The organism is Kitasatospora sp. NPDC053057, assembly GCF_044546945.1.
Classification (GTDB): Bacteria; Actinomycetota; Actinomycetes; order Streptomycetales; family Streptomycetaceae; genus Kitasatospora.
Genome location: NZ_JBITZP010000013.1, coordinates 16,265 through 38,209, shown reverse-complemented (window position 1 = coordinate 38,209; position 21,945 = coordinate 16,265). Strand labels below are relative to the sequence as shown.

The following is a 21,945-nucleotide window of genomic DNA, read 5'->3' as shown; positions in this document are numbered from 1 at the left end:
AGCCTGGCCGAAGGCCCAACGAAGCCTGAGGCGAGGCCTAACGAACCCCATCGGCCCCGCCCCGGCGTCAGGCGTTGGGCGCGACCTTCGCCAGCCCGTTGATCACGCGGTCCATCGCATCGCCGCCCTTCGGGTCGGTGAGGTTGGCGAGCAGCTTGAGGGTGAAGCGCATCAACAGCGGCCGGGGCAGGCCGTGCTGGGCGGCGAGCTGCATCACCTTGGGGTTGCCGATCATCTTCACGAAGGCGCGGCCGAGCGTGTAGTAGCCACCGTACACGTCCTTGAGGATGCGCGGGTAGGCCTGTAGGGCGCGCTCGCGGCCGCCGTCGGTGAGGCGTGCGTGGGCCTGCACGATGACGCCGGCGGCGATCTGGCCGGATTCCATCGCGTAGGCGATGCCCTCGCCGTTGAACGGGTTGACCATGCCCCCCGCGTCGCCGACGAGCAGCAGGCCGCGGGTGTAGTGCGGCTGCCGGTTGAAGGCCATCGGCAGCGCGGCGCCGCGGATCGGTTCGGTCATGTTCTCGGGGGTGTAGCCCCACTCCTCCGGCATGCCGGCGCACCAGGCCTTGAGGACCTCGCGCCAGTCGAGTTCGCCGAACGCGGGCGAGGAGTTGAGGATGCCGAGGCCGACGTTGGAGGTGCCGTCGCCCATGCCGAAGACCCAGCCGTAGCCGGGCAGCAGCTTGCGCTCGCCGCCGCGGGTGTCCCACAGCTCCAGCCAGGACTCCAGGTAGTCGTCGTCGTGGCGCGGCGAGTTGAAGTAGGTGCGGTAGGCGACGCCCATCGGGCGGTCCTCGCGGCGGTGCAGGCCCATGGCGAGCGAGAGCCGGGTGGAGTTGCCGTCGGCGGCGACCACCAGCGGGGCCCGGAAGGTGACCGGCCGCTTCTCCTCGCCGAGCTTGGCGGTGACGCCGACGATCCGGCCGGTGCGGTCGTCCAGGACCGGCCCGCTGACGTTGCAGCGCTCGTAGAGCCGGGCGCCGGCCTTCTCGGCCTGACGGGCCAGCAGCTCGTCGAAGTCGGCGCGCTTGCGGACCAGGCCGTAGTCCGGGAAGGAGGCCAGCTCGGGCCAGTCCAACTCCAGCCGGACGCCGCCGCCGATGATGCGCAGGCCCTTGTTGTGCAGCCAGCCGTTCTCGGTGGAGACGTCGATGCCCATGTCCACGAGCTGCTTGGTGGCGCGCGGGGTGAGGCCGTCGCCGCAGACCTTCTCGCGCGGGAAGGCGGTCTTCTCCAGCAGCAGCACGTCCAGCCCGGCCTGGGCGAGGTAGTACGCGGTCGTGGAGCCAGCCGGGCCCGCGCCGACCACGATGACGTCGGCGGTGCTCTCGACCGTGCTGTCCGGCTTCGTCAGATCGGCTGCGGTCTCGGACACGTGGACACACTCCTGGAGCTGCGGCGGGGGATGGCGGCTTTTGTCTCCGGCAGTCTAGTTCCGCTCACGCCGCCGGAGACGCCTGCGCCCCGACGGAGGCAGCGCGCCCCGACGGGGGGCGGCCCGGCCCGACAGTGCGCAGCGCGGGCCCGCTTGCCCACCCCACCCCCGTCGCCCCACTACGCCGACTTGTACCCGCGGTGCAGCGCGACGATCCCGCCGGTCAGGTTCCGCCAGGCGACCTTCGACCAGCCGCTCTCCTGCATCCGGGCGGCCAGCGAGGGCTGGTCCGGCCAGACCCGGATGGACTCGGCGAGGTAGACGTACGCGTCCGGGTTGCTGCTGACGGCGGTGGCGACCGGCGGCAGCGCGCGCATCAGGTACTCGGTGTAGACGGTCCGGAACGGCGTCCAGGTCGGCGTGGAGAACTCGCAGATCACGAGCTTGCCGCCGGGCTTGGTGACCCGGTGCATCTCGCGCAGCGCCGCGTCGGTCTCCTGGACGTTGCGCAGCGCGAAGGAGATCGTCACCGAGTCGAAGGTGTCGTCCGCGAACGGCAGCCGGGTGGCGTCGCCGGCGGTGAGCGGCAGCTCGGGGTGGCGGCGCTTGCCCTCGGTGAGCATGCCGACCGAGAAGTCGCACGGAACGACCTTGGCCCCGGCCTCGGCGAAGGGCAGCGAGGAGGTGCCGGTGCCGGCCCCGAGGTCGAGCACGAGGTCCCCCGGTCCGGCGGCGACCGCCTCGGCCACCGCCCGGCGCCAGGCGCGGGCCTGGCCGAGGGAGAGCACGTCGTTGGTGAGGTCGTACTTGGCCGCGACGTCGTCGAACATGGCGGCGACTTCGTGCGGCTGCTTGTCCAGGGAGGCTCGGGTCACGCCCCCATTCTTCACCCTCTGACGGACACACCGACCAACGGGGCACACGGGACGAAGCCACGAGCCGACCGGCACGGGCCGACCACCACCGGTCACCCACCCTGGTTCGCCCCCCGGTCACCCACCCTGGTTCGCCCCCCGCCGCCCGCCGGAGCGCCGCCGGCGCCGGGAGCGCTTGCCCTGGGTGATCGCGGGCATCCCCTCGGCCAGTGCCCCGGTCGCCAGGGCGAGGTTGGCGGCGAGCCGGCCCTGCCCGCTTCGGACGGCCACGGCCCGACGGTGGCGCCGGATGCGCAGCATGCAGATCACGAACAGCACGACGGCGACCGGCACGCTGAACCGGGCCAGTCCCACGCCGACCGGCTGGGGGTAGGTGTCGCCGCAGATCCGCACGGCGCCCGGATCGTCGGCCGCGTGCTCCAGGCAGACCGCGTCGCCGACCTTGGTGCCGTCGGCGAGCGGCAGCGCGGCTGCGGTGTGCGGCTGGCCGCTCACCTTGTAGCTGACGGCGCTGTACGTGCCGCCGCCGGTCGGCAGCTGGGTGACGACACCCTCGACTCTCACCGGGTGGGCGGCGATCCGGTCGGCCTGGTCGGCCTGGCGCCAACCGAGCAGGCACATCCCGACGGCCAGCACGGCGCTGAGCACGGCGGCGAGGTACCAACCACGGCCCAACCGCAGGGATCGCGGCGGGGGGACGGTCGCGGTTCGCATGGTTCCTGTCCTGGCTTGCCTCCGGGGCCTGGGACACGGCCCCGCCGCCCGCGGGCGCGGGTGGTGGTGTGGTGAGGGTACGGAGTGAGCTGTCCGGGATCGTATCCGCTGGCGGGCCCTCAGGTCACGGCGAAGGAGCAATCACCCCCCTGGAAGGGCACGGCAGTTCGGGTGCACACGAAGGAAATACCGTACACGGCAAGGCAATCCGACTACTGATGAGTACGTCACACCGGCCGGGTCGCCGGCCCTCGTCGCCGTCACCGCCGCCGGTACACCAACCGCCCGCCCAGCACGGTCGCCAGGCACCCCCCGGGCGCCGGCCGCACCCCGCCCTCCCCCTCAACCGGGAGCACCGGGAGAGCCGTCAGCGCCGAAAGCACCGGGAACACCGCGAAGTCCGCCCGCCCACCGGCCGCCACCCGCCCGTGCACGGCCGGCGCCAACGGCAGCACCGCCAGCGGATCCAACGACCCACCCTCCGCACCGGCACCGGAAGCCCCCGGTAGCACCCCCAGCCCCGAACGCGCCACCGCCGTCCGCACAGCGGCCCGTTCGAACGGCCCGGCCACCGCCGTCACCCCGAACCCGAGCATCCGCTGCAGCCCGCGCCGCGCGCTCGCCCCGTACCGGGTCTCGTCGGTGCAGCCCACCAGCCCGTCCGCCACCGGCTCGACGCCGATCTCCTCGCGCGGGTCCGGGTGGTAGTCCCGCTCCAACAGCCGCTGCCCCCAGGGGTTGCGCAGCCCGGGCGTGAGCACGGACGCCGCTCCCCAGTCCCGCACCCGCGCCGACGGATGCGCCGCCGCCAGTTCCCCGTACGGCCCGACGGCCTCGACCAGTTCACCGCGCACCACCACCGCCCCGTCGGCGAAGGACGGGGCGGTGGGATCGGCCGGGTCGGGCAGCACGAGGGCCGCCCGGTGGAGGGTCAGCACAAGTTCGGACTCAACGGCCTCAGTTGTCCAGGATCTTCAGCTCGGGGTGCGCCGTGCCGCCCTCGATCGCCGTGGAGGCGATGTGCGAGGCGACCCGCGGGTCGACCGGGTCGTTCGCCGGGTCGTCCAGCACCCGCAGGTGCTCGTACGTGGTCGAGCGCTGCGCCGGGACGCGGTCGGCGGCGCGGATGAGGTGGATCAGCTCGGTCAGGTTGGAGCGGTGCTTGGCACCGGCCGCCGAGACGACGTTCTCCTCCAGCATCACGGAGCCGAGGTCGTCCGCGCCGTAGTGCAGCGACAGCTGGCCCGCCTCCTTGCCGGTGGTGAGCCAGGAGCCCTGGATGTGGGCGACGTTGTCGAGGAACAGGCGGGCGATCGCGATCATCCGCAGGTACTCGAAGACGGTGGCCTGGGTCGAGCCCTTGAGGTGGTTGTTCTGCGGCTGGTAGGTGTACGGGATGAAGGCGCGGAAGCCGCCGGTGCGGTCCTGCACGTCGCGGATCATCCGCAGGTGCTCGATCCGCTCGGCGTTGGTCTCGCCGGTGCCCATCAGCATGGTGGAGGTGGACTCCACGCCGAGGCCGTGCGCGGTCTCCATGATCTCCAGCCAGCGCTCGCCGGACTCCTTGAGCGGGGCGATCGCCTTGCGCGGCCGCTCCGGGAGCAGCTCGGCGCCGGCGCCGGCGAAGGAGTCCAGGCCCGCCTTGTGGATCCGGGTGATGGCCTCCTCGATGGAGACGCCCGAGATCCGGGACATGTGCTCGACCTCGGAGGCGCCCAGCGAGTGGATCACCAGCTGCGGGAAGTCGGCCTTGATCGCCGAGAACGCGCGCTCGTAGTACTCCACGCCGTAGTCCGGGTGGTGGCCGCCCTGGAACATGATCTGGGTGCCGCCCAGCTCGACCGTCTCCGCGCAGCGGCGCAGGATCTCGTCGAGCTCGCGGGACCAGCCCTTGTCGCTCTTCGGCGGCACGTAGAAGGCGCAGAACTTGCACGCCGTCACGCACACGTTGGTGTAGTTGATGTTGCGCTCGATGATGTACGTCGCGATGTGCTCGGTACCCGCGTAGCGGCGGCGGCGCACCGCGTCGGCGGCGGAGCCGAGCGCGTGCAGCGGCGCGGAGCGGTAGAGCTCGAGCGCCTCCTCCGGGGTGATCCGGCCGCCGGCGGCGGCCCGGTCGAGCACGGCCTGCAGGTCGGTGCTGGACGCATCGAGGGTGGTCGCTGCGAGCTCGGTCACCTGGCGGCCTTCTCTCTCTCAAGTGCTACTGGGGTACGGCCGAACCAGCCTACGCCAGGCGTTTCGGGCGCCCGCGTCAGCCCGCTGAACTGCGCCGCGGCCGACCGGGGCGCAGCCTCCGCGGGCACGCCCCCGCACAACGCCTCACCCCGTCGCCCCGCCCACCCTGTGCATCGTGCCGGCCGGGTTCCCGGCCGCCGGGTCGGCGGAGGTGAAGCGGATCGTCCCGTCGGCCTGGAGGGTGAGCGTCTCGGCGTTGGAGCCGCCGGTGCAGGCGCCGGGGATCGACGACTTCACCAGCCGGGACTGGAACACCAACTTGCTGTCGGAGACCGACCGGAGCGTCCAGGCGCCCTCGCAGCTGATCGAGATCAACCCGGAGAGGGCGTTGCGGCTGGTGGTGGCCTCCTGACCGACCGCCGCCTGGCGGACGGTGAGCGTGGTGGTGCCGCCGGGCAGTCCCTTGTCGGTGACCATGTCGCCGCTCCAGGTGCCCAGGAACGCGGCCGGCACCGCGTTCGGTCCGCCCGTCGCGGACGGCGGCGCCGGAGTGGCGGCCGAAGCGGAAGCCGAAGCGGAAGCCGAGGCCGACGGCCCGTCCGTTTCGGCCGTCCCGCTGGGGTCGCCGGACGGAAGCGGCGTCGGCCCCGCCGACGCCGACGCCACCGGATCCGGCCGATGGGTCATCGCGTACAGCCCGTACCCGCCGCCCCCGAGCAGCGCGGCCACCAGCACCGCCGCCCCCGCGAGCCCGGCCCGACGCTTCCACGGATCGGCCTCGGTCCGCCGCACCGGCTCCGGCGCGGCACGGCCCCCGGGCACGAAGGTCGGAGTCGGCACCACCCCGGCCCCACGCTCGGCCCCACTCCCGGAGCCACGCTCGGCCCCGCTCCCGGACCCACTCCCGGAGCCTCCGTCGGCCCCCGCCTCCGCCCCCTCCAGGTCCAGCAGCTCCACCGCGCTGCGCCCGACCCCCGCCGCCAGCGCCGGCGGCAGCCAGTCGCCCCGCGCCAGCCGGGCGGCGGCCGCGCCGTCCGGATCGAGCCGGGCCGCCAGTTGCTGCGGGGTGGGCCGGACGGCCGGGTCCTTGGCCAGGCAGTCGAGAACGGTCGCCCGCAGCGGTCCGGGCAGCCCGGCCACGTCCGGTTCCTCGTGCAGCACCCGGTAGAGCAGGACGGCCGCGCTGACGCCTTCGCCGAAGGGGTGGACGCCGCTGGCGGCGAAGGCCAGGACGGCGCCGAGCGAGAAGACGTCCCCTGCCGGTCCGGCCGTCTGCCCGTTCGCCTGTTCGGGCGACATGAAGCCGGGCGAACCCACCACATAACCCGAACGAGTGAACCCGCTGGTCGCGTCCAGGGCCCGGGCGATCCCGAAGTCGATCAACCGCGGCCCGTCCAGGGTGAGCAGCACGTTGGAGGGCTTGACGTCGCGGTGCACCAGGCCGAGCCCATGCACGTGGGCGAGCGCCCCGGCGAGCCCGACGCCGAGGGAGCGGACGGAGGCCTCGGGCAGCGGCCCGTGCTGCTGGACGGCGTCGGCGAGCGCGGGGCCCGCGACGTAGCCGGTGGCGACCCAAGGATGCTCGCCCTCGGTGTCGGCGTCCAGGACGGGCGCGGTCCAGGTGCTCCCGACCCGGCGGGCGGCGGCCACCTCCTGCCGGAACCGGGCGCGGAACTCGGGGTCGTCCGCGAGTTCGGTCCGCACCACCTTGACGGCGACGGTGCGGCCGCCGGCCGTCCGGCCGAGGTAGACCCGGCCCATCCCGCCCGAGCCGAGCCGCCGCAGCAGCCGGTAGGCGCCCACCCGGCGCGGATCGTCCGACCCCAGTGCCTGCATGCCCCGCACGCTCCCCTCGCACGCGCACGCGCGGCCCCGGGCGGGTGCCCGGCCGCGTACGCCGCTCCCGAACCGCACCCCGCGCAACACCGCCGGACGCGCCTCGGGAGCAGACCGTACCGGGCCGGACGGATCGCCCGGCCCGTCGGCGGGGCCATCGAGCGAACCCGGCGGCCGGACCAGCCCGAAGACCGCCCAACCGACTCGACCGACCCGACCCCCGACCGACCCCCTATCCCCCGACCGACCCGACCGACCCGACCGACCCGACCGACCCGACCGACCCGACCGACCCGACCAAACCCCGCCCCCGACCGACCCCTACCCCCCGACCGGCAGCGCCGCCGGCTCCAGCAGCCGCACCGCCACGTCCGGCGCGAAGCCGCTGTCGTACGCGACCCGCCGGGCGAACTCGGCGACCCCGGCCAGCTGCCGCTCGCCGAGCGAGAAATCGAGCGCCTCACTGAAGTACCGCTCCAGCACGTCCGCCCCGAAGGCCTCCCAGCGGGCGGCCTGCTCGGCAACCTTGGCGGCCTCCACCAGCGACAGGTCCCGGGACTCCAGGAAGGCCCGGTGGACGGCCGCCGTCAGCTCGGGGCGGCGCTCGGCGAACTCGCGGCGCACGGCCCAGACGGCGAAGACGAACGGCAGCCCGGTCCACTCCTTCCACATCTCGCCGAGGTCGTGGACGGTCAGCCCGAGGTCGGCGGCCTGCCCGAGGTAGGCGCGCAGGGCCGGGTCGCCGATCAGGACGGCGGCGTCGGCCTCGGCGAGCATCGCGCTGAGGTCCGGCGGGCAGCTGAAGTAGTCCGGGCGCACGCCTTCGCGCTCCTCCAGGAGGAGTCGGGCGAGCCGGACGGAGGTGCGGCTGGTGGAGCCGAGGGCGACCCGGCGGCCGTCGAGGTCGCCGAGCGGCACCTTGCTCACGATCAGGCAGGACATCACCGGCCCGTCGCTGCCGACCGCGATGTCGGGCAGGACCAGCAGGTCGTCGGCGTTGCGCAGGTACTCCACGCAGGTGATCGGTCCGATGTCGAGGGAGCCGCCGACGAGCTGGTCGCTCAGCTTCTCGGGGGTGTCCTTGGTGAGGTCCAGGTCGAGCAGGTTGCCGGTCCTGGCGAGGCCCCAGTAGAGGGGGACGCAGTTCAGGAACTGAATATGGCCGACCCGCGGCCTGACCGGGGTGTTCTCGTCGGGCTCCCGCGTTTGCGCGTCCGGTGCTGCCACTGCGCCGCTCCCTTGCTGTTCGTGCGCTTCCCCGCAGCGTATGCCCGCTGTTCGCGACGGCTCGCACCGGCCACCCGACACGCGCGGGAGCGCCCCTCGTCAGAGCGGTGCGTGCCCCCAACACGCCTTCCCCCGCCCGCTCCCAGCCCTCTCGGGGGGCCCACGACACGCGCCGTCCGGAGGGCAAGTGACCCCTGGTCGTCACAGCGACCGCATGCTAGCGTTGCCCTCAGTTGCAGTTTGATTCCCCTTGCAGTACTTGAAGCCTGCGGAGCATGTAACCGCAGGCTTTTTGTAGTTTTTCAGCAATATCGAAAAACTTCGGACTCGTCCGGAGGCAGGGCGATCAGCGCAGCGGACCGGGGACCACACGGTGTGGCCCCCGACACGCATCGCAAGGAGAACGGCATGGCTCAGGGAACCGTCAAGTGGTTCAACGCTGAGAAGGGCTTCGGCTTCATCGCCCAGGAGGGCGGCGGCCCCGACGTCTTCGTCCACTACTCCGCCATCAACGCGAACGGCTTCCGTTCGCTGGAGGAGAACCAGGCGGTCACCTTCGACGTCACCCAGGGTCCGAAGGGCCCGCAGGCGGAGAACGTCACCGCCGTCTGACCATCCTCTGATGTTCTGATCGCTCGGGACCCCTTCGGGTCCGCCGGCGGCTCCCGACAGCCGTCACCATGAGCACAAGAGCAGCACCCAAGGGGGCCTGCCCATCGCGGCGGGCCCCCTGCCTTTTCGGGCCGTGCCCGGGGAGGCGACGAGGAACGCCGAAGGGTCCTCCCCCGTGATCGGGGGAGGACCCTTCGCGCACCGTCGCAGAACCGGAGATCAGGCCGCAGCCGCGCCCTTCGCGTCGGCCCGCACCGGGATGACGGCCGAAGTCAGGCCGTTGGAGACCGAACGACAGATGGGCCCTCCCCCGGAATCTCAAGCCACAGCGACAGCCTTTTCAGTGGCCTGAGCCGGATTGGTGGCGGACTCATTCAGCAGGTCACCACTCGGATTGTTGTAGGCCTCCCGGTCGAGGATGCCCTCGCGGGCGGCGACGACGATCGGCGTTACAACTTGACCGGCGACGTTGGTCGCGGTCCGCATCATGTCCAGGATCGGGTCGATGGCCAGCAGCAGGCCCACGCCCTCCAGCGGCAGGCCCAGGGTGGACAGGGTCAGCGTCAGCATGACGATCGCACCGGTGAGGCCCGCGGTGGCGGCCGAGCCGACCACCGAGACGAAGGCGATCAGGATGTAGTCCTTGATGCCCAGCTCGATGTTGTAGACCTGGGCGACGAAGATCGCGGCGACCGCCGGGTAGACCGCGGCGCAGCCGTCCATCTTGGTGGTGGCGCCGAACGGCACGGAGAAGGACGCGTACTCGCTCGGGACGCCGAGACGCTCGGTGACGCGGCGGGTGACCGGCAGGGTGCCGACCGAGGAGCGGGAGACGAAGGCCAGCTGGATGGCGGGCCAGGCGCCCTTGAAGAAGTGCAGCGGGTTGAGGCCCGCGGCGAAGCGCAGCACCAGCGAGTAGACGACGAACAGCACCAGCGCGCAGCCGACGTAGATGTCGAGGGTCAGCGTGGCGAAGGGCTTGAGCAGGTCCCAGCCGTACTTGGCGACGGACTTGCCGATCAGGCCGAGGGTGCCGAGCGGGGAGAGCCGGATGACCCACCACAGGGCGGTCTGGGTCAGCTCCAGCACGGTCTCGCTGAGCTTGAGGACCGGGTCGGCCTTGGTGCCGAGCTTGATGATCGCGGCGCCGACCACGACCGCCATGAAGACGATCTGCAGGACGTTCACCTTGACGAAGGCGTCGACGATGTTGGTCGGGAAGATCCCGGTCAGGAAGTCGATCCAGGTGCCCTTGGAGTCGAGCGCCTTGAGGCCCTCGGTCTTGAGGTTGGTGCCCTGGCCGGGGTTGGTGAGCAGGCCCAGGCCCAGGCCGATGCCGACCGCGATCAGCGAGGTGACCATGAACCAGAGCAGCGTGCGGGTGGCCAGGCGGGCCGCGTTGGCGACGTTGCGCAGGTTGGCGACGCTCACCACGATCGCGGTGAAGACCAGCGGGGGCACGGCCAGCTTGAGCAGCTGGACGAAGATCTTGCCGATGGTCTCCAGGGTGGTGGCCAGCCAGGAGATGTCGGCGGCACGGGCCAGGTAGCCGAGGCCGACGCCGAGCACGAGGCCGGCGACGATCTGCACCCAGAACGGTGTCTTGCGGATGCGGGCGAGCACGGACGGCGACGAGGTCGCCTCGGGCGCTGTGGACATGGGGGTGCGACTCCGGGGGAGGGCGTTGCTGACGGTGGGGTGTGGGGCGGAGGAGGCGGCACGGCACGGGGCCGGAGGCGAGAAGGGCTCGGGCCCCGGTTCAGGGGCGTGCCGCCGCGATACAGCTCATGGCCGTACAGCCCATGGCGCGACAACGGCGCGGGCTGTCCACAGCACCGGTCAGAGCACACGGGCGGGCGGCGCCGGGCAGCGGGCCCGGGCCGTGCATCCGCAGTGCGTCTGAGGTGGTCACGGCCGATACGTTAGCAGTAAAGGTTTGAGATGTTCAAAGTAGTTGTTTGAGATCGGGTTGGACTCCAAGGCCCCCTTGGGGTGAGTTCCGGACACGAACGATACTGACGCCCCATCAGCTCCACCTCCAAGTCGGATTGACCGACCAGCAGTTATACGTATAACTTTGACGGCGTCCCCGCCCTCCCCTGCCCAGACCGGAGAAGACCACCGATGGGCTACCTCGCCCTGCTCCGCGCCCCGCACGTCACCCGACTCCTGCTCGGCACCCTGCTCGGCCGCCTGCCCGCCGGTATGACCGCCCTGGTGATCGCCCTCGCCCTGCGCGAGGCCGGCGTCCCGTACGGCCGGATCGGACTGGCCACCTCCGTCTACGCGCTCGCCGCCGCCGTCGGCGGCCCGGTGCTCGGGCGGATCGTCGACCGCACCGGACAGCCCCGCGTCCTGCTCGCCTCCGCCGTGGTCGCCGGCGGCGGGTACGCGCTGCTCGCCCTCGCCCCCGGCTCCCCCGTCGCCGCGCCCCTCGGCGCCGCCGTCGCCGGCCTCGCGATGCCCCCGCTGGAGCCCTGCCTGCGCTCGCTCTGGCCGGACGTGGTCGAGGACGAACAGCTCGACACCGCGTACGCCTTCGACTCCGCCTCCCAGCAGATCCTCTACGTGGCCGGGCCGCTGGCCGTCGCCGGGATCGCCGGACTGTTCAGCCCCGTCGCCGCGCTCTGGGTGGCCGCCGGACTCGGGCTGGCCGGCGCCCTGGTCGTCGCCACCGCTGCCCCCGCCCGGGCCTGGCGCGCCCCCGCCCGCGAGAAGTCCGCCGGACTGCTCGGTCCACTGCGCTCCCCCGGCCTGGTTCTGCTCCTGATCGGACTGGCCGGGGCCGGCTGGGCGGTCGGCGCGCAGAACGTGCTCTTCATCGCCTACGCCGAGCGGCACGCCGGCGGACTGCCCGGCGGCGGGGGCACCCTGCTGGCGCTGGCCGCGCTCGGCGGACTGCTCGGCGCACTGGCCTACGGCATGGTCGACTGGCGCCGGACCACAGCGACCCGCACCTGGCTGATGGCCCTCACGATGGCCGCCTCCTACCTCCCGCTGGTGACGCTGCCCGGCCCGTACCCGATGGCCGCCCTGGCCTTCCTCTCCGGCATCGTGCTGGCCCCGCTGCTCGCGGCCGCCTTCGTGCTGGTCGCCGAACTCGCCCCGACCGGGACGGTCACCGAGGCCTTCGCCTGGCTGGTGACCCTGTTCGCCACCGGCAACTCGCTCGGCTACGCCGTCTCCGGCCGCCTCGCCGAGGGCTCCTCGCTCCGCCCGGTCGCGGTGTGCGCGGCGGGCGGGATCGCGCTCGGCGCACTGGTGCTGTTCGGCGCCCGCCGCTGGTTCCGCTCCGCACCGGCGGCGCCGCGAGTCGAGCCCGTCCCGGTGGGCTGACCGGCCCGCCCCCACAGACGACTGCGCCCGCCGGGGGTCTGGCCGGCGGGCGCAGTCCTTCTCCTCGGATCCGCGGGCCGGCGGCGCGTCAGGGCCGCGCCGGGGCCGTCGAGGAGCGCTGCACCAGCGCGGTGGCCAGCGGCGCCACCGGCTCCACCCGCTCGCCGCGCAGCAGTCCGGCCAGCGCGGCCGCGCCCGCCCGGCCGAGGTCTTCGCCGGGCAGGTCGACGGTGGTCAGCGGCGGGGCGAGCAGCCCGGAGACGGCGACGTTGTCCATGCCGACCACCGACAGGTCGTCCGGCACCCGCAACCCCCGCTCGGCGGCGGCCTGGTAGACCCCGGAGGCGACCACGTCGTCGTCGCAGATCACCGCGCGCGGACGGTCCGCCCGCTCCAGCAGCTCTCCCGCAACGCTCCGCGCCGCCGCGTACCCCTCGTTCAGGCTCACGCCCAACTCCACGACGTCCAGGCCGAGTTCGCGTACGGCCTGCTCGAAGGCGGCCTGCCGGACCCGGAAGGTGTACGCGGCGTGGGTGGAGCGCAGGTGCCCGATCCGGCGATGCCCGAGGGCGGCCAGGTGCTCGACGGCGGCCCGCATCCCGCCGGCCACGTCGAGCTCGACGGTCGGGCGCGCCCGGTCGGTGCCGGGGTCGGCGTCCAGGAAGACGGCGGGGGTGTCGGGCGGCAGTTCGCCGAGCTGGCTGTCGTCCGGGGAGCAGATCAGCAGGCCGTCGAAGCGGCCCGCGGTGGCGGCCTCGGCGAGGGTGGCGCTGCCCCAGCCGGAGCTGACCACGACCGCCAGACCGTGCCGGCCGGCCTCGTGGTGGACGCCCTCCAGCACCCGGCCGAAGAACGGGCCCTGCAGGTTCGGCACAGCCAGCATGATCATCCCGCTGCGGCCCAGCCGCAGTTGGCGGCCGGCCGCCTGCGGGCGGTAGCCGAGGCTGCGGGCGGCCTCGCGGACCCGCTGCCGGGTCGCCTCGGAGACCCGGCGGCCGGCCTCGGCGCCGGAGAAGACCAGCGACACGGTGGCCTGGGACACCCCGGCGAGCCGGGCCACGTCCCGCCCGGTGGGCCGGCGCACGGGGGCCGGCCACGTCCCGGCGGGCCGGTCGGCACCGGCGGGCTGGTCGGCCTCGACGGACCGGTCGGCACCGACGGACCGGTCAGCACCGACGGCAGGATCGGCCTCGGCGCGCCTGCGAGGCTCAGCAGGATCGGCAGACTCGGCAGGGTCAGCAGCCACGGCGGGCAGCGCCCGGCGTCAGCTCTGCCCGGAGGTGGCCGCGCGGGCGGCGTCGTCCGCGGCGTCCTCCTCGGCGTTCTGGGTGGCGATCCGCTCGGCGGTGCGGCTGCGCATCCCGGCGACCTTGGTGGTGATCTGGGAGGACATCTCGTCGCGCTGCTTGCTCAGCAGCACGTAGCTGAGCGGCGCGGAGGCGACCGCGGCCAGCAGGACCAGGAAGATCACCCCGGCCTCGCCGCTCACCGGGATGATCCCGAAGTGCCCGAGCAGCAGGGCCACCAGGAGGCAGCCGAGGAAGATGCTGGCCCGCATGGAGGTGTAGCGGAGCGTGGCGTGCGACTTCTGCGGGCCGTTGCTGCTCACTGGGACACATCCTTCTGGTTCGAGCCGGGGCGGGACTTCCAGTCAAGCATGCCTGACACCCGGCGCGGGCCAGGGGTGTCCCGTCCCTCCCCCGGCGGGGTTCAGCGCAGGTCGAGCCACATGGTGATGTCGTCGCGGTCGTCCCCGGGGGCGACCCGGATCGCGGCCGGCACCCGGCCGACCTCCCGGTAGCCGCAGCGGGCGTAGAAGCGCTCCAGGCCCAGGCCGCCGCGCGCGGTGAGCCGCAGCGACTCCAGGCCCCAGTCGCGGGCGACCCGTTCGGCCTCGGCGAGCAGTTCGGCGCCGTAGCCGAGGCCCTGGAAGTCGGGGTGCACCATGACCCGCTTGAGCATCCGCCAGTGCTCCATCGGTTCGAAGCGCATCGACGCGAAGAACAGCACCCCGACCAGCCGGCCGGTCGCGCTCTCGTGCGCGACCAGCAGCCGGTCGGGGCCGTCCGGGGCGACCCCGGCGAACTGGTGATCGGCGGTGTCCCAGACCTCGTCCTCGGTGACCGGGGCCACGAAGCCGACCGCGCCGCCCGCGTTGGTCACGTCCGTCCAGAGCCGTACGACGGCGGTGCGCAGGTCGGGGTCGGGCTTCGGGTCCAGGGTGAAGGTGAGCGCCATGAAGCGGAGCCTAGACCTCCGCTCGAACGCGCTTACGACAGGGCGGGCACCGCCCGGTCGGTGGGCCGGCCGGTGCGCAGCGCCAGGCAGAGTCCGACCGCGATCGCGCACAGCGCACCGGCGCCGTACCAGGTCAGGTCGTAGTTGCCGAGCGCGTCGCGGGCCAGTCCGGCCAGTCCGGCGACGACGGCCGCGCCGATCTGGTGGGCGGCGAGCACCCAGCCGAAGACGATCGGGGCGTCCTCACCGAAGTGGCGGCGGCACAGGGCGACGGTCGGCGGCACGGTGGCCACCCAGTCCAGGCCGTAGAAGACCACGAAGGCGAGGATCGGCGGCTGCAGCGAGCCGGCGAGCAGCTGCGGCAGCAGGAGCAGGGACACGCCGCGCAGTCCGTAGTAGACGGTGAGCAGCAGCCGGGAGTCGACCCGGTCGGTGAGCCAGCCGCTGAACACGGTGCCGACCACGTCGAACAGGCCGATCAGGGCCAGCAGGCTCGCGGCGGTGGTGACGGGCATGCCGTGGTCGTGCGCGGCCGGGATGAAGTGGGTGCCGACCAGGCCGGCGGTGGTGGCGCCGCAGATCGCGAAGGAGCTCGCCAGCAGCCAGAACGGCCGGGTGTGGGCGGCGTCGCGCAGCACCCGCAGGGTGCGGGCCAGGGCGCGGGCGTCCCGCACCGGCTCGGGCGGGGCCTCGGTGGCGCCGTACGGGAGCAGGCCGAGGTCGGCGGGGCGCTCGCGCATCAGCAGCAGGACGGGCACGGCGACGGCGCTGGCGGCGAGCGAGACCACGACCACGGCCGAGCGCCAGCCGTGCTGCTCGACCAGCCAGGCGCCGACCGGGAGGAAGACCAGGTTGCCGGCTGCTCCGGCGGCGGTGAGCACGCCGGTGACCAGTCCCTGGCGGGCCTGGAACCAGCGGCCGGTGATGGTGGTGGCGAAGGCGCCGGCCATCGAGCCGCTGCCGAGGCCGACCAGCACTCCCCAGCACAGGATCAGCTGCCAGGGCTGGCGCATCAGCATGGTGAGGCCGGCGCCGACCGAGATGGTCAGCAGCGCGCAGACGACCACCAGGCGCACGCCGAAACGGTCCATCAGGGCAGCGGCGAAGGGGGCGGTGAGGCCGTAGAGGGTGAGGTTGACGGAGGTGGCGCCGGCAATCGTCCCGAGCGACCAGCCGAACTCGTTGTGCAGGGCGTCCATCATCAGGCTGGGCGTGGAGCGGAAGCCGGCCGAGCCGAGCAGGACGAGCAGGGCGACGGCGGCGACCACCCAGGCGTAGTGCACCCGGGGGCGCTGACCGGGGGCGGGCGCGGGGCTGGTGGTCGTGGCGGCATCGGGGGCGGCGGCATCGGGGGCGGCGGGTGCGGAGGCGGCGAGGGCACTGCGTTCGGTCACGTGGACGAGTCTCCCGAGCGCGCGCCGCCGGGACGAGTGGCCTGAATGACAGCTTTCGCAAGTATCAGGCCACGCCCTCGCGTACCCTGGCCCGGACCCGCCCCGCTCCGGTCGGGGAGGCTGGGGAGGGAACGGCATGGCGCACCTGGTCGCGGTACTCGCCCTGGAGGGCGCGATCGCCTTCGAACTCGGCATCCCCGCACGGATCTTCGGCAACGCCAGGGACGACGCCGGCCGGCCGCTGTACGAGGTGGCTACCTGCACCCTGGACGGCGGCCCGGTCGCCACCAGCGCCGACTTCCGGATCGCGGTCGACCACGGGCCCGAACTGCTGGAGCGGGCCGACACCGTGGTGCTCCCGGCCTCCCGCGACTCCGACCCGGACAGCGTGGACGCCCCCTTCACCCCCGAACTCGCCGCCGCACTGCGGCGGATCCGGCCCGGCGCCCGGCTGATGTCGATCTGCACCGGCTCGTTCCTGCTGGCCGCCGCCGGCCTGCTGGACGGCCGCCCGGCCACCACCCACTGGCGCTACACCGAGCTCTTCGCCCGGACCTTCCCGAAGGTCCTGCTGGACCCGGACGTGCTCTACACCGACGACGGCGACATCCTCACCTCCGGCGGGGTGGCCGCCGGGGTGGACCTGTGCCTGCACGTGGTGCGCCGCGACCACGGCAGCGCGGTGGCCAACGCGGTGGCCCGCAACTGCCTGGTGCCGCCGTGGCGCGACGGCGGCCAGAAGCAGTACGTGGAGGCGCCGAGCCCGCTGGCCGCCGGCGGCTCCGGCACGGCGGCCGTCCGCGCCTGGGCGCTGGAGCACCTGGACGAGCCGCTGCCGCTGCGCCAGCTCGCCGACCGGGCGGGCATGAGCGTGCGGACCTTCACCCGGCGCTTCCGCGAGGAGACCGGCGCCAGCCCCGGCCAGTGGATCACCACCCAGCGCACCGAGCGGGCCCGCCAGTTGCTGGAGCGCACCGATCTGACCATCGACCAGGTCGCCCGGCAGTCCGGTTTCGGCACCGCCGCCTCCCTGCGGCTGCAGTTGCGCGGACGGCTGGACGTGGCGCCGAGCGCCTACCGGCGCACCTTCCGAACCACCCCGGCGTAGCACCGGAACCCGCTTCCGGAGTGAGGCCGAGTGAGGCCGAGTGAAGCCGGGTGAAGCCGGGTGAAGGTGAAGCCGAGTGAAGCTGAGTGAACCCTGGGAAAAGACTGACGGTTGGCCGGAATCCGCCCGCCGGGAGCGACGCGACGGACGGCGGCCGACCGCGTGCGCGCCGAGCGCAGCGTGGCGGGCCGCCATCCGACCACGGCGCACGGGCCCTGAACCCGCGCCGCGCCCTCCGCACTCGCCGAGGAGCGGGCCGCGCCCGGCAGCCCACGATCCCCCCTGCTGACGCGATCCCCCTGGACAGCAGCACCGTGGCGGCGGACGGACGTCCCCTCGGCGTCCCCTCGCAACGGAGAGCCGCACCCAAGCGTGATCAGTCGGATACGTCACGTCAATGGGTAGTCCGAAATTCGGAATGGTTGCGTCAGCTTTCGGCCGGTGATCGCCGCCGTGATCCACACCGCCCGCCGGACGGCCCGACAGCGGTGCCGAAGGCGGTCGAAAGCCGGTGCCGGAAGCCGCTATTGAGCCAAAGCCGCCCAGTCCACCCCGGCCATCGGATCCGCCGGCCGGGCCTGGGTGTCGATCTCGCACCAGACCCGCTTGCCCGGTCCGTCCGGGTACCAGCCCCAGCGTTCGCAGAGCAGCTCGACCAGTTCCAGCCCGCGCCCGTTGGTCGCGTCCTCGTCCGCGCCGGCGTGCCGGGGGGCCGGGGCGGTCTGGCTCGCGTCGGCCACCTCCACCCGCAGCAGGCCGGACGGAGCGGCCTGCGCGGAGCCGTCGCCCACCGGCAGGCAGAGTCTCAGCACGGCCGGACAACCGGTGTGCACCACGGCGTTGGTGACCAGTTCCGAGACCACCAGCACCACCGTCTCGGCCATCGGCGCGTCCGGGTCCACTCCGTGGTTCAGCAGCCGCGAGCGCACCCACCGGCGGGCCCGGCCGACCTCCGAGGGGTCCGCCTGCACCGCAAGCTGTACCTGAAGAACCTGCACCGCTCCACCACCCGCACTCGCAGTTCGGCCAACGTCCCGATCGGACCGGATCAGCCGGCCGGCGGGACCCTCGCTCTTCGCCCGGTGCCACCCGGGGCTCGCCCGGGCGCTCGCCGACCCGTCCGCCCGCGCCACTCGCCCGCGCCACTCGTCCGCGCCAACTCGTCAGTCGCGCACAGGCCTCGACACGAATACGCCTCAGGATGGGTGGGCGGGCGGGCGGCAGCAAGCGCTTCGGGCATATTCCGGCGATCGGGGGACAGGGCAGTGCATACTGTCCCGTTCACTCTCGCGAGTCTCGCACCGGCACTCGTCCGGCCCGGGCCGACGCCGGTCCCGCTCAGCGCGTGTCGGACACGCCCTGGCGGGAACCTACCGCCGGACACCCCCGGCACCCGGCCCGCCACTCGCGAACCACCCGTGCGACATATGTCCAGCTGTCCTCGAACAGCGGCCCCGGCGGACCGTCCCACGGACGGACGGTCCCACCAGGCGACGGTCCACCACCGGCCTCCCAGGAGCGGCCACCGAGCCACGGGGCCGCCGTAACACGAGGTGAGGGACCGTACTTGCCCGAATCCCTCCCCCCGCCGCCCGGCCACGGGATACCGTTGGGTAACGCCAAGCGAACCGGGCAGGAGGGTGGTTCTTGATGGCCGCCCCGGACCGGATCCCGCGCTGGGACGAGCAGTTGCAGCGGCGCCTCGCCCGCGGCGAGGAGACCGCGCTCGGCGAACTCTACGACCGGCTCTCGCCGATGGTGCACGGCCTGGCCGGGCGGATACTCGCCGACCAGGCGGCCGCCGCCCAGCTCACCCGGGAGGTCTTCGCCCACGTCTGGGAGCACCCCGAGGACTTCGACCCCGCCCAGGGCTCGCTGCGCTCCTGGCTCGGCGCGCTCACCCACCGCCGCGCGGTCGAACGGCTGCGGGCGCGGCGCGGTGCCGAGCGGGCGCCGGAGCGCGGCGCCGGCGCGGCCGAGGAGGAGGAGATCCGCGCCGTGGCCACCGCCGCGCGCATGCAGTACGTGGTCGACTCCCTGCCCCAACCCCTGCGTGAGACCATCGCGGTGACGTACTACGACGGCCGCACCTACCAGGAGACGGCCCGGCTGCTCGGCATCAGCGAGCAGGCCGCCAAGCAGCGGATGCGGCTCGGCCTGGAGCTGCTGGCCACCGAACTGGCCGACGAACTGGCCGACGAACGCACCCGCCGGGAGCCCCGCGCGGAGCACCGGAACGGGAACGGCGACCGGGACGGGGGCAGGTGGACATGAACGAGGAGCGGCACGACGCCCTGCGCTCGCTGCTCGGTGCCTGGTCCCTCGGTGCCTGCCCGCCGCGCGAGGCCGCCGAGTTGGAGCAGCACCTGCGCGACTGCGCGGAGTGCGCCGAGGAGGCGGCCCGGCTGCGCGACGCGGCCGGCTGGCTCTCCCTGGACGAGCCGCTGGACCAGCCCGGTTCGCTGCGCCAGCAGGTGCTGGACTGGTGCCTGGCCCGCCGCCCGGCCGAACTGCCCGTGCCCGCCTGGGGGATGCCGTACACCGCGGAGACCGCCAAGCTCGACGCGCTGCTGCGCGACCTCGGCCCGGAGGAGTGGCAGGAGGTGGCCGAACTGCCGTGGCACGGCGGCGCCGAGTGGCTGCGCCCGGCCGAGGTGCTGGGCCGGCTGACCGCGGCGGACGGCTTCCTGGCGCTCGCCCTCGGCCTGCCCGACCCGGTCCCGGCGGCCGTCCCGTCCGCCCCGGCGCCGACAGCGGTGGTGGAGCGCCGGGTGCCAGCGCAGGAGACGGCCGTCCCGGTGCCTCGGGTACCGCCGCAGGGCGGCCCGTACGCCGCGGTCACCGCGCGCACCGCCCGGCTGCTCGCCGACCAGGCCGGGCTGCCGCCGCAGTCGGTGCGCGCCCGGTGGCGCCAGCAGACCCACGACCTGGTGCGCGGCGCCGCGCTGGCCCCGCACGGCAGCACCCCGGTCGACCTGGGCCACGCGGTGTTCCCGCTGCGCGACGCCTTCGTGGACCGCGCCCTGGAGTGCTTCGTGCACGGCGAGGACGTGGCCCGGGCGGTCGCCTATCCGTACGCCCCGCCGGCGCCGCAGCACCTGCGGCAGATGGTGGAGCTGGTGGTCCGGCTGCTGCCGCGGGCGCTGGCCGGGCTGCGGGCGGCGCGCCCAGAGCTCGCCGGGGTGCCGGGTGCGCCGGCCGTGCGGGAGGCGAGGCGGCTGCGGCTGGTGGTGGACGGTCCGGCGGCCGGCGAGTGGCTGGTGCCGCTGGACGGCGAGGAGGCGGGGCCGCCCGGCGGGGAGCCGGTGGCCTCGATGGTGCTGGACGGCCTGGAGCTGTGCCAGTTGGCCGCCGCGCACCGCGATCCGGACCGGCTGCCGGTGGGCGAGCACGGCGACCGGGCCGCGGTGCGCGAGGTGCTGCACGCGCTGCCGCTGCTGTCGCGGCGCTGAGGGATCAGGCGAAGACGACGGTCCGGCTGCCGTCGAGCAGCACCCGGTGCTCGCTGTGCCACTTGACCGCGCGGGCCAGCGCCTGGCACTCGACGTCCCGGCCGAGCGCGACCAGCTGGTCCGGGCTGACGTCGTGGGTGACCCGGGCCACCTCCTGCTCGATGATCGGGCCCTCGTCGAGGTCGGCGGTGACGTAGTGCGCGGTGGCGCCGATCAGCTTCACGCCGCGGGCGTGCGCCTGGTGGTACGGCTTGGCGCCCTTGAAGCTCGGCAGGAAGGAGTGGTGGATGTTGATCACGCGGCCGGACAGCTCGGTGCACAGCTGGTCGGAGAGCACCTGCATGTAGCGGGCGAGCACGACCAGTTCGACGTTCTCCTTCTCGACCAGGTCGAGCAGCTGCCGCTCGGCGTCGGCCTTGGTGTCCCTGGTGACCGGGATGTGGTGGAAGGGGACGCCGTAGCTCTCGGTCAGGTCCCGCAGGTCGGTGTGGTTGGAGACCACCGCGGCGATCTCGACCGGCAGGGCGCCGATCCGGGTGCGGTAGAGCAGGTCGTTCAGGCAGTGCCCGAACTTGCTGACCATGAGGACGATCCGCATCCGCTGCTCGGTCGGATGGATCTGCCAGTCCATCCCGAAGGAGGCGCCGATCGCGGCGAAGCTGGCCCGCAACTTGTCGGCGGTGACCGGCTCGGGGGCGGAGAAGTGCACCCGCATGAAGAACAGTCCGGTGTCCCCGTCCCCGAACTGCTGGCTGTCGATGATGTTGCAGCCGGTCATGAAGAGGTAGCTGGAGACAGCGTGGACGATGCCCTGCTTGTCGGGGCAGGACAGCGTGAGGACGTACTGGGCGCTGGCCGGCTGCTGTTCCACTGGGGGTATCCCGTCCTGAGGTCGTGCGAGTTCGTGAATGGTCCAGCGTGTCACATCCTGGACAGTGGCCGCCCCGCTGCCCGTACTGCGGGACGGCACCGCCCGGCGGACGAGCCTCAGACCTGGGTCAGGATGCGCAGCACGTCCAGTGACCTGGGGGCCGCGTCCGGGTCCTCCCCGTCGCCGACGGCCAGGGCGACGTGCGCCTCGCGGGCGGCCCGGACGGTCTCCGGCCAGCCGGGGTGGCCGAGGTAGGCGGAGGCCGGGGCGTCCGCGCCGACCTCGTGCAGCATCTGCACGGCGCGCAGCACCGCGACGTCGACCAGGGCGGCCTCGGCGGAGTCGCGGAACATCGTGCCCACGTACTTCTCGGCGGACCAGCGGTCCAGCCAGGTGTCCTCGACCAGCCGGTAGACGGCGTCGGTCACGTCCCCGTAGCCCTCCCGTCCGGCCAGCCAGGCCTCCTGCTGGAAACCGGGGTCGGACAGCATGTGCAGCGCCGAGCGCAGTCGGGCTCGCCAGCGCCACCAGGGCAGGTCGTTGAGCGGCATGCCGCCCATCGTGCTGGAGCGGTGGCCCGGACGAGAAGGGTTTCGGGCGGACCGGTGCGAAGAATCTGTGCTGGCGGACATGGTGAACGATCGTACGTTCCCCTTCTGTTCGTGCTCCACTCGCGATCTACACGCGTACCCCTTCGGATTTCAGCCGTCGTTTGCCGAGCGTTCG

The 21,945-nt window shown here is 73.4% G+C and carries 20 protein-coding genes; 5 read left to right on the top strand and 15 right to left on the bottom strand.

The window, feature by feature from the left end:
• Positions 1-67 precede the first annotated feature (67 nt).
• From ACIG5E_RS16050 to ACIG5E_RS16020, 7 genes are all read right to left on the bottom strand, one after another.
• The gene (locus ACIG5E_RS16050) at positions 68-1,357 is read right to left on the bottom strand and encodes a geranylgeranyl reductase family protein (protein WP_396534155.1); all 1,290 of its coding nucleotides are present in this window, start codon (positions 1,355-1,357) and stop codon (positions 68-70) included.
• 200 nt (positions 1,358-1,557) lie between these two features.
• Entirely contained in the window at positions 1,558-2,253 is a 696-nt protein-coding gene (locus tag ACIG5E_RS16045; protein ID WP_396534027.1) for a demethylmenaquinone methyltransferase, read from the bottom strand.
• Positions 2,254-2,370: 117 nt separating this feature from the next.
• Positions 2,371-2,967 carry a hypothetical protein gene (locus ACIG5E_RS16040; protein WP_396534026.1) on the bottom strand — a complete coding sequence of 199 codons (597 nt, stop codon included), beginning with the start codon at positions 2,965-2,967 and terminating at the stop codon, positions 2,371-2,373.
• 260 nt (positions 2,968-3,227) lie between these two features.
• Entirely contained in the window at positions 3,228-3,905 is a 678-nt protein-coding gene (locus ACIG5E_RS16035) for an imidazolonepropionase-like domain-containing protein (RefSeq protein ID WP_396534025.1), read from the bottom strand.
• Positions 3,906-3,924: 19 nt separating this feature from the next.
• A complete protein-coding gene (mqnC, locus tag ACIG5E_RS16030; protein ID WP_396534024.1) occupies positions 3,925-5,145 on the bottom strand; it encodes a cyclic dehypoxanthinyl futalosine synthase in 1,221 nt (406 codons plus the stop codon).
• A 144-nt stretch (positions 5,146-5,289) separates the two neighbouring features.
• Positions 5,290-6,981, bottom strand: coding sequence for a serine/threonine-protein kinase (locus ACIG5E_RS16025; protein WP_396534023.1), 1,692 nt, complete (start codon positions 6,979-6,981; stop codon positions 5,290-5,292).
• A 321-nt stretch (positions 6,982-7,302) separates the two neighbouring features.
• On the bottom strand, positions 7,303-8,208 hold the full coding sequence (locus ACIG5E_RS16020; RefSeq protein WP_396534022.1) for a menaquinone biosynthetic enzyme MqnA/MqnD family protein: 906 nt from the start codon (positions 8,206-8,208) through the stop codon (positions 7,303-7,305).
• Between the two features lie 408 nt (positions 8,209-8,616).
• Here ACIG5E_RS16020 and ACIG5E_RS16015 point away from each other — a divergent pair, with 408 nt between their 5' ends.
• On the top strand, positions 8,617-8,820 hold the full coding sequence (locus ACIG5E_RS16015) for a cold-shock protein (protein WP_030287184.1): 204 nt from the start codon (positions 8,617-8,619) through the stop codon (positions 8,818-8,820).
• A 318-nt stretch (positions 8,821-9,138) separates the two neighbouring features.
• Here the strand turns inward: ACIG5E_RS16015 and ACIG5E_RS16010 are convergent, their stop codons facing one another.
• A complete protein-coding gene (locus ACIG5E_RS16010; RefSeq protein WP_396534021.1) occupies positions 9,139-10,479 on the bottom strand; it encodes a dicarboxylate/amino acid:cation symporter in 1,341 nt (446 codons plus the stop codon).
• 465 nt (positions 10,480-10,944) lie between these two features.
• On the opposite strand from ACIG5E_RS16010, the gene ACIG5E_RS16005 reads away from it, so the two are divergent.
• Positions 10,945-12,156 carry an MFS transporter gene (locus tag ACIG5E_RS16005; protein WP_396534020.1) on the top strand — a complete coding sequence of 404 codons (1,212 nt, stop codon included), beginning with the start codon at positions 10,945-10,947 and terminating at the stop codon, positions 12,154-12,156.
• 88 nt (positions 12,157-12,244) lie between these two features.
• Here the strand turns inward: ACIG5E_RS16005 and ACIG5E_RS16000 are convergent, their stop codons facing one another.
• From ACIG5E_RS16000 to ACIG5E_RS15985, 4 genes are all read right to left on the bottom strand, one after another.
• Positions 12,245-13,240, bottom strand: a complete 996-nt coding sequence (locus tag ACIG5E_RS16000) for a LacI family DNA-binding transcriptional regulator (protein ID WP_396534019.1) — start codon at positions 13,238-13,240, stop codon at positions 12,245-12,247.
• A gap of 180 nt (positions 13,241-13,420) precedes the next feature.
• Positions 13,421-13,765, bottom strand: coding sequence for a DUF4229 domain-containing protein (locus ACIG5E_RS15995; RefSeq protein WP_396534018.1), 345 nt, complete (start codon positions 13,763-13,765; stop codon positions 13,421-13,423).
• Between the two features lie 101 nt (positions 13,766-13,866).
• Positions 13,867-14,394 carry a GNAT family N-acetyltransferase gene (locus tag ACIG5E_RS15990; protein WP_396534017.1) on the bottom strand — a complete coding sequence of 176 codons (528 nt, stop codon included), beginning with the start codon at positions 14,392-14,394 and terminating at the stop codon, positions 13,867-13,869.
• Positions 14,395-14,426: 32 nt separating this feature from the next.
• Positions 14,427-15,788 (bottom strand): MFS transporter, encoded by a 1,362-nt coding sequence (locus ACIG5E_RS15985; RefSeq protein ID WP_396534016.1) that lies wholly within the window; start codon positions 15,786-15,788, stop codon positions 14,427-14,429.
• A 136-nt stretch (positions 15,789-15,924) separates the two neighbouring features.
• Here ACIG5E_RS15985 and ACIG5E_RS15980 point away from each other — a divergent pair, with 136 nt between their 5' ends.
• Entirely contained in the window at positions 15,925-16,896 is a 972-nt protein-coding gene (locus ACIG5E_RS15980) for a GlxA family transcriptional regulator (RefSeq protein ID WP_396534015.1), read from the top strand.
• Positions 16,897-17,420: 524 nt separating this feature from the next.
• Here the strand turns inward: ACIG5E_RS15980 and ACIG5E_RS15975 are convergent.
• The gene (locus ACIG5E_RS15975; RefSeq protein ID WP_396534014.1) at positions 17,421-17,894 is read right to left on the bottom strand and encodes an ATP-binding protein; all 474 of its coding nucleotides are present in this window, start codon (positions 17,892-17,894) and stop codon (positions 17,421-17,423) included.
• 652 nt (positions 17,895-18,546) lie between these two features.
• Here ACIG5E_RS15975 and ACIG5E_RS15970 point away from each other — a divergent pair.
• Complete coding sequence (locus ACIG5E_RS15970; protein ID WP_396534013.1) at positions 18,547-19,170, top strand: sigma-70 family RNA polymerase sigma factor; 624 nt, start codon at positions 18,547-18,549, stop codon at positions 19,168-19,170.
• A complete protein-coding gene (locus ACIG5E_RS15965) occupies positions 19,167-20,348 on the top strand; it encodes a zf-HC2 domain-containing protein (protein WP_396534154.1) in 1,182 nt (393 codons plus the stop codon). Before ACIG5E_RS15970 ends, ACIG5E_RS15965 begins: the two co-directional genes overlap by 4 nt.
• A gap of 4 nt (positions 20,349-20,352) precedes the next feature.
• Here the strand turns inward: ACIG5E_RS15965 and purU are convergent, their stop codons facing one another.
• Positions 20,353-21,219: a formyltetrahydrofolate deformylase gene (purU, locus tag ACIG5E_RS15960; RefSeq protein WP_396534012.1), complete on the bottom strand. Its 867-nt coding sequence runs from the start codon at positions 21,217-21,219 to the stop codon at positions 20,353-20,355.
• A 116-nt stretch (positions 21,220-21,335) separates the two neighbouring features.
• On the bottom strand, positions 21,336-21,851 hold the full coding sequence (locus ACIG5E_RS15955; protein ID WP_396534011.1) for a hypothetical protein: 516 nt from the start codon (positions 21,849-21,851) through the stop codon (positions 21,336-21,338).
• Between the last annotated feature and the right edge of the window lie 94 nt (positions 21,852-21,945).

Coding starts and splice junctions, on each gene's coding strand:
- ACIG5E_RS16040 (WP_396534026.1), bottom strand. CDS start 2,967: ATGCGAACCGCGACCGTCCCCCCGCCGCGATCCCTGCGGTTGGGCCGT.
- ACIG5E_RS16025 (WP_396534023.1), bottom strand. CDS start 6,981: ATGCAGGCACTGGGGTCGGACGATCCGCGCCGGGTGGGCGCCTACCGG.
- ACIG5E_RS16015 (WP_030287184.1), top strand. CDS start 8,617: ATGGCTCAGGGAACCGTCAAGTGGTTCAACGCTGAGAAGGGCTTCGGC.
- ACIG5E_RS16010 (WP_396534021.1), bottom strand. CDS start 10,479: ATGTCCACAGCGCCCGAGGCGACCTCGTCGCCGTCCGTGCTCGCCCGC.
- ACIG5E_RS16005 (WP_396534020.1), top strand. CDS start 10,945: ATGGGCTACCTCGCCCTGCTCCGCGCCCCGCACGTCACCCGACTCCTG.
- ACIG5E_RS15990 (WP_396534017.1), bottom strand. CDS start 14,394: ATGGCGCTCACCTTCACCCTGGACCCGAAGCCCGACCCCGACCTGCGC.
- ACIG5E_RS15980 (WP_396534015.1), top strand. CDS start 15,925: ATGGCGCACCTGGTCGCGGTACTCGCCCTGGAGGGCGCGATCGCCTTC.
- ACIG5E_RS15970 (WP_396534013.1), top strand. CDS start 18,547: ATGGCCGCCCCGGACCGGATCCCGCGCTGGGACGAGCAGTTGCAGCGG.
- ACIG5E_RS15965 (WP_396534154.1), top strand. CDS start 19,167: ATGAACGAGGAGCGGCACGACGCCCTGCGCTCGCTGCTCGGTGCCTGG.
- ACIG5E_RS15955 (WP_396534011.1), bottom strand. CDS start 21,851: ATGTCCGCCAGCACAGATTCTTCGCACCGGTCCGCCCGAAACCCTTCT.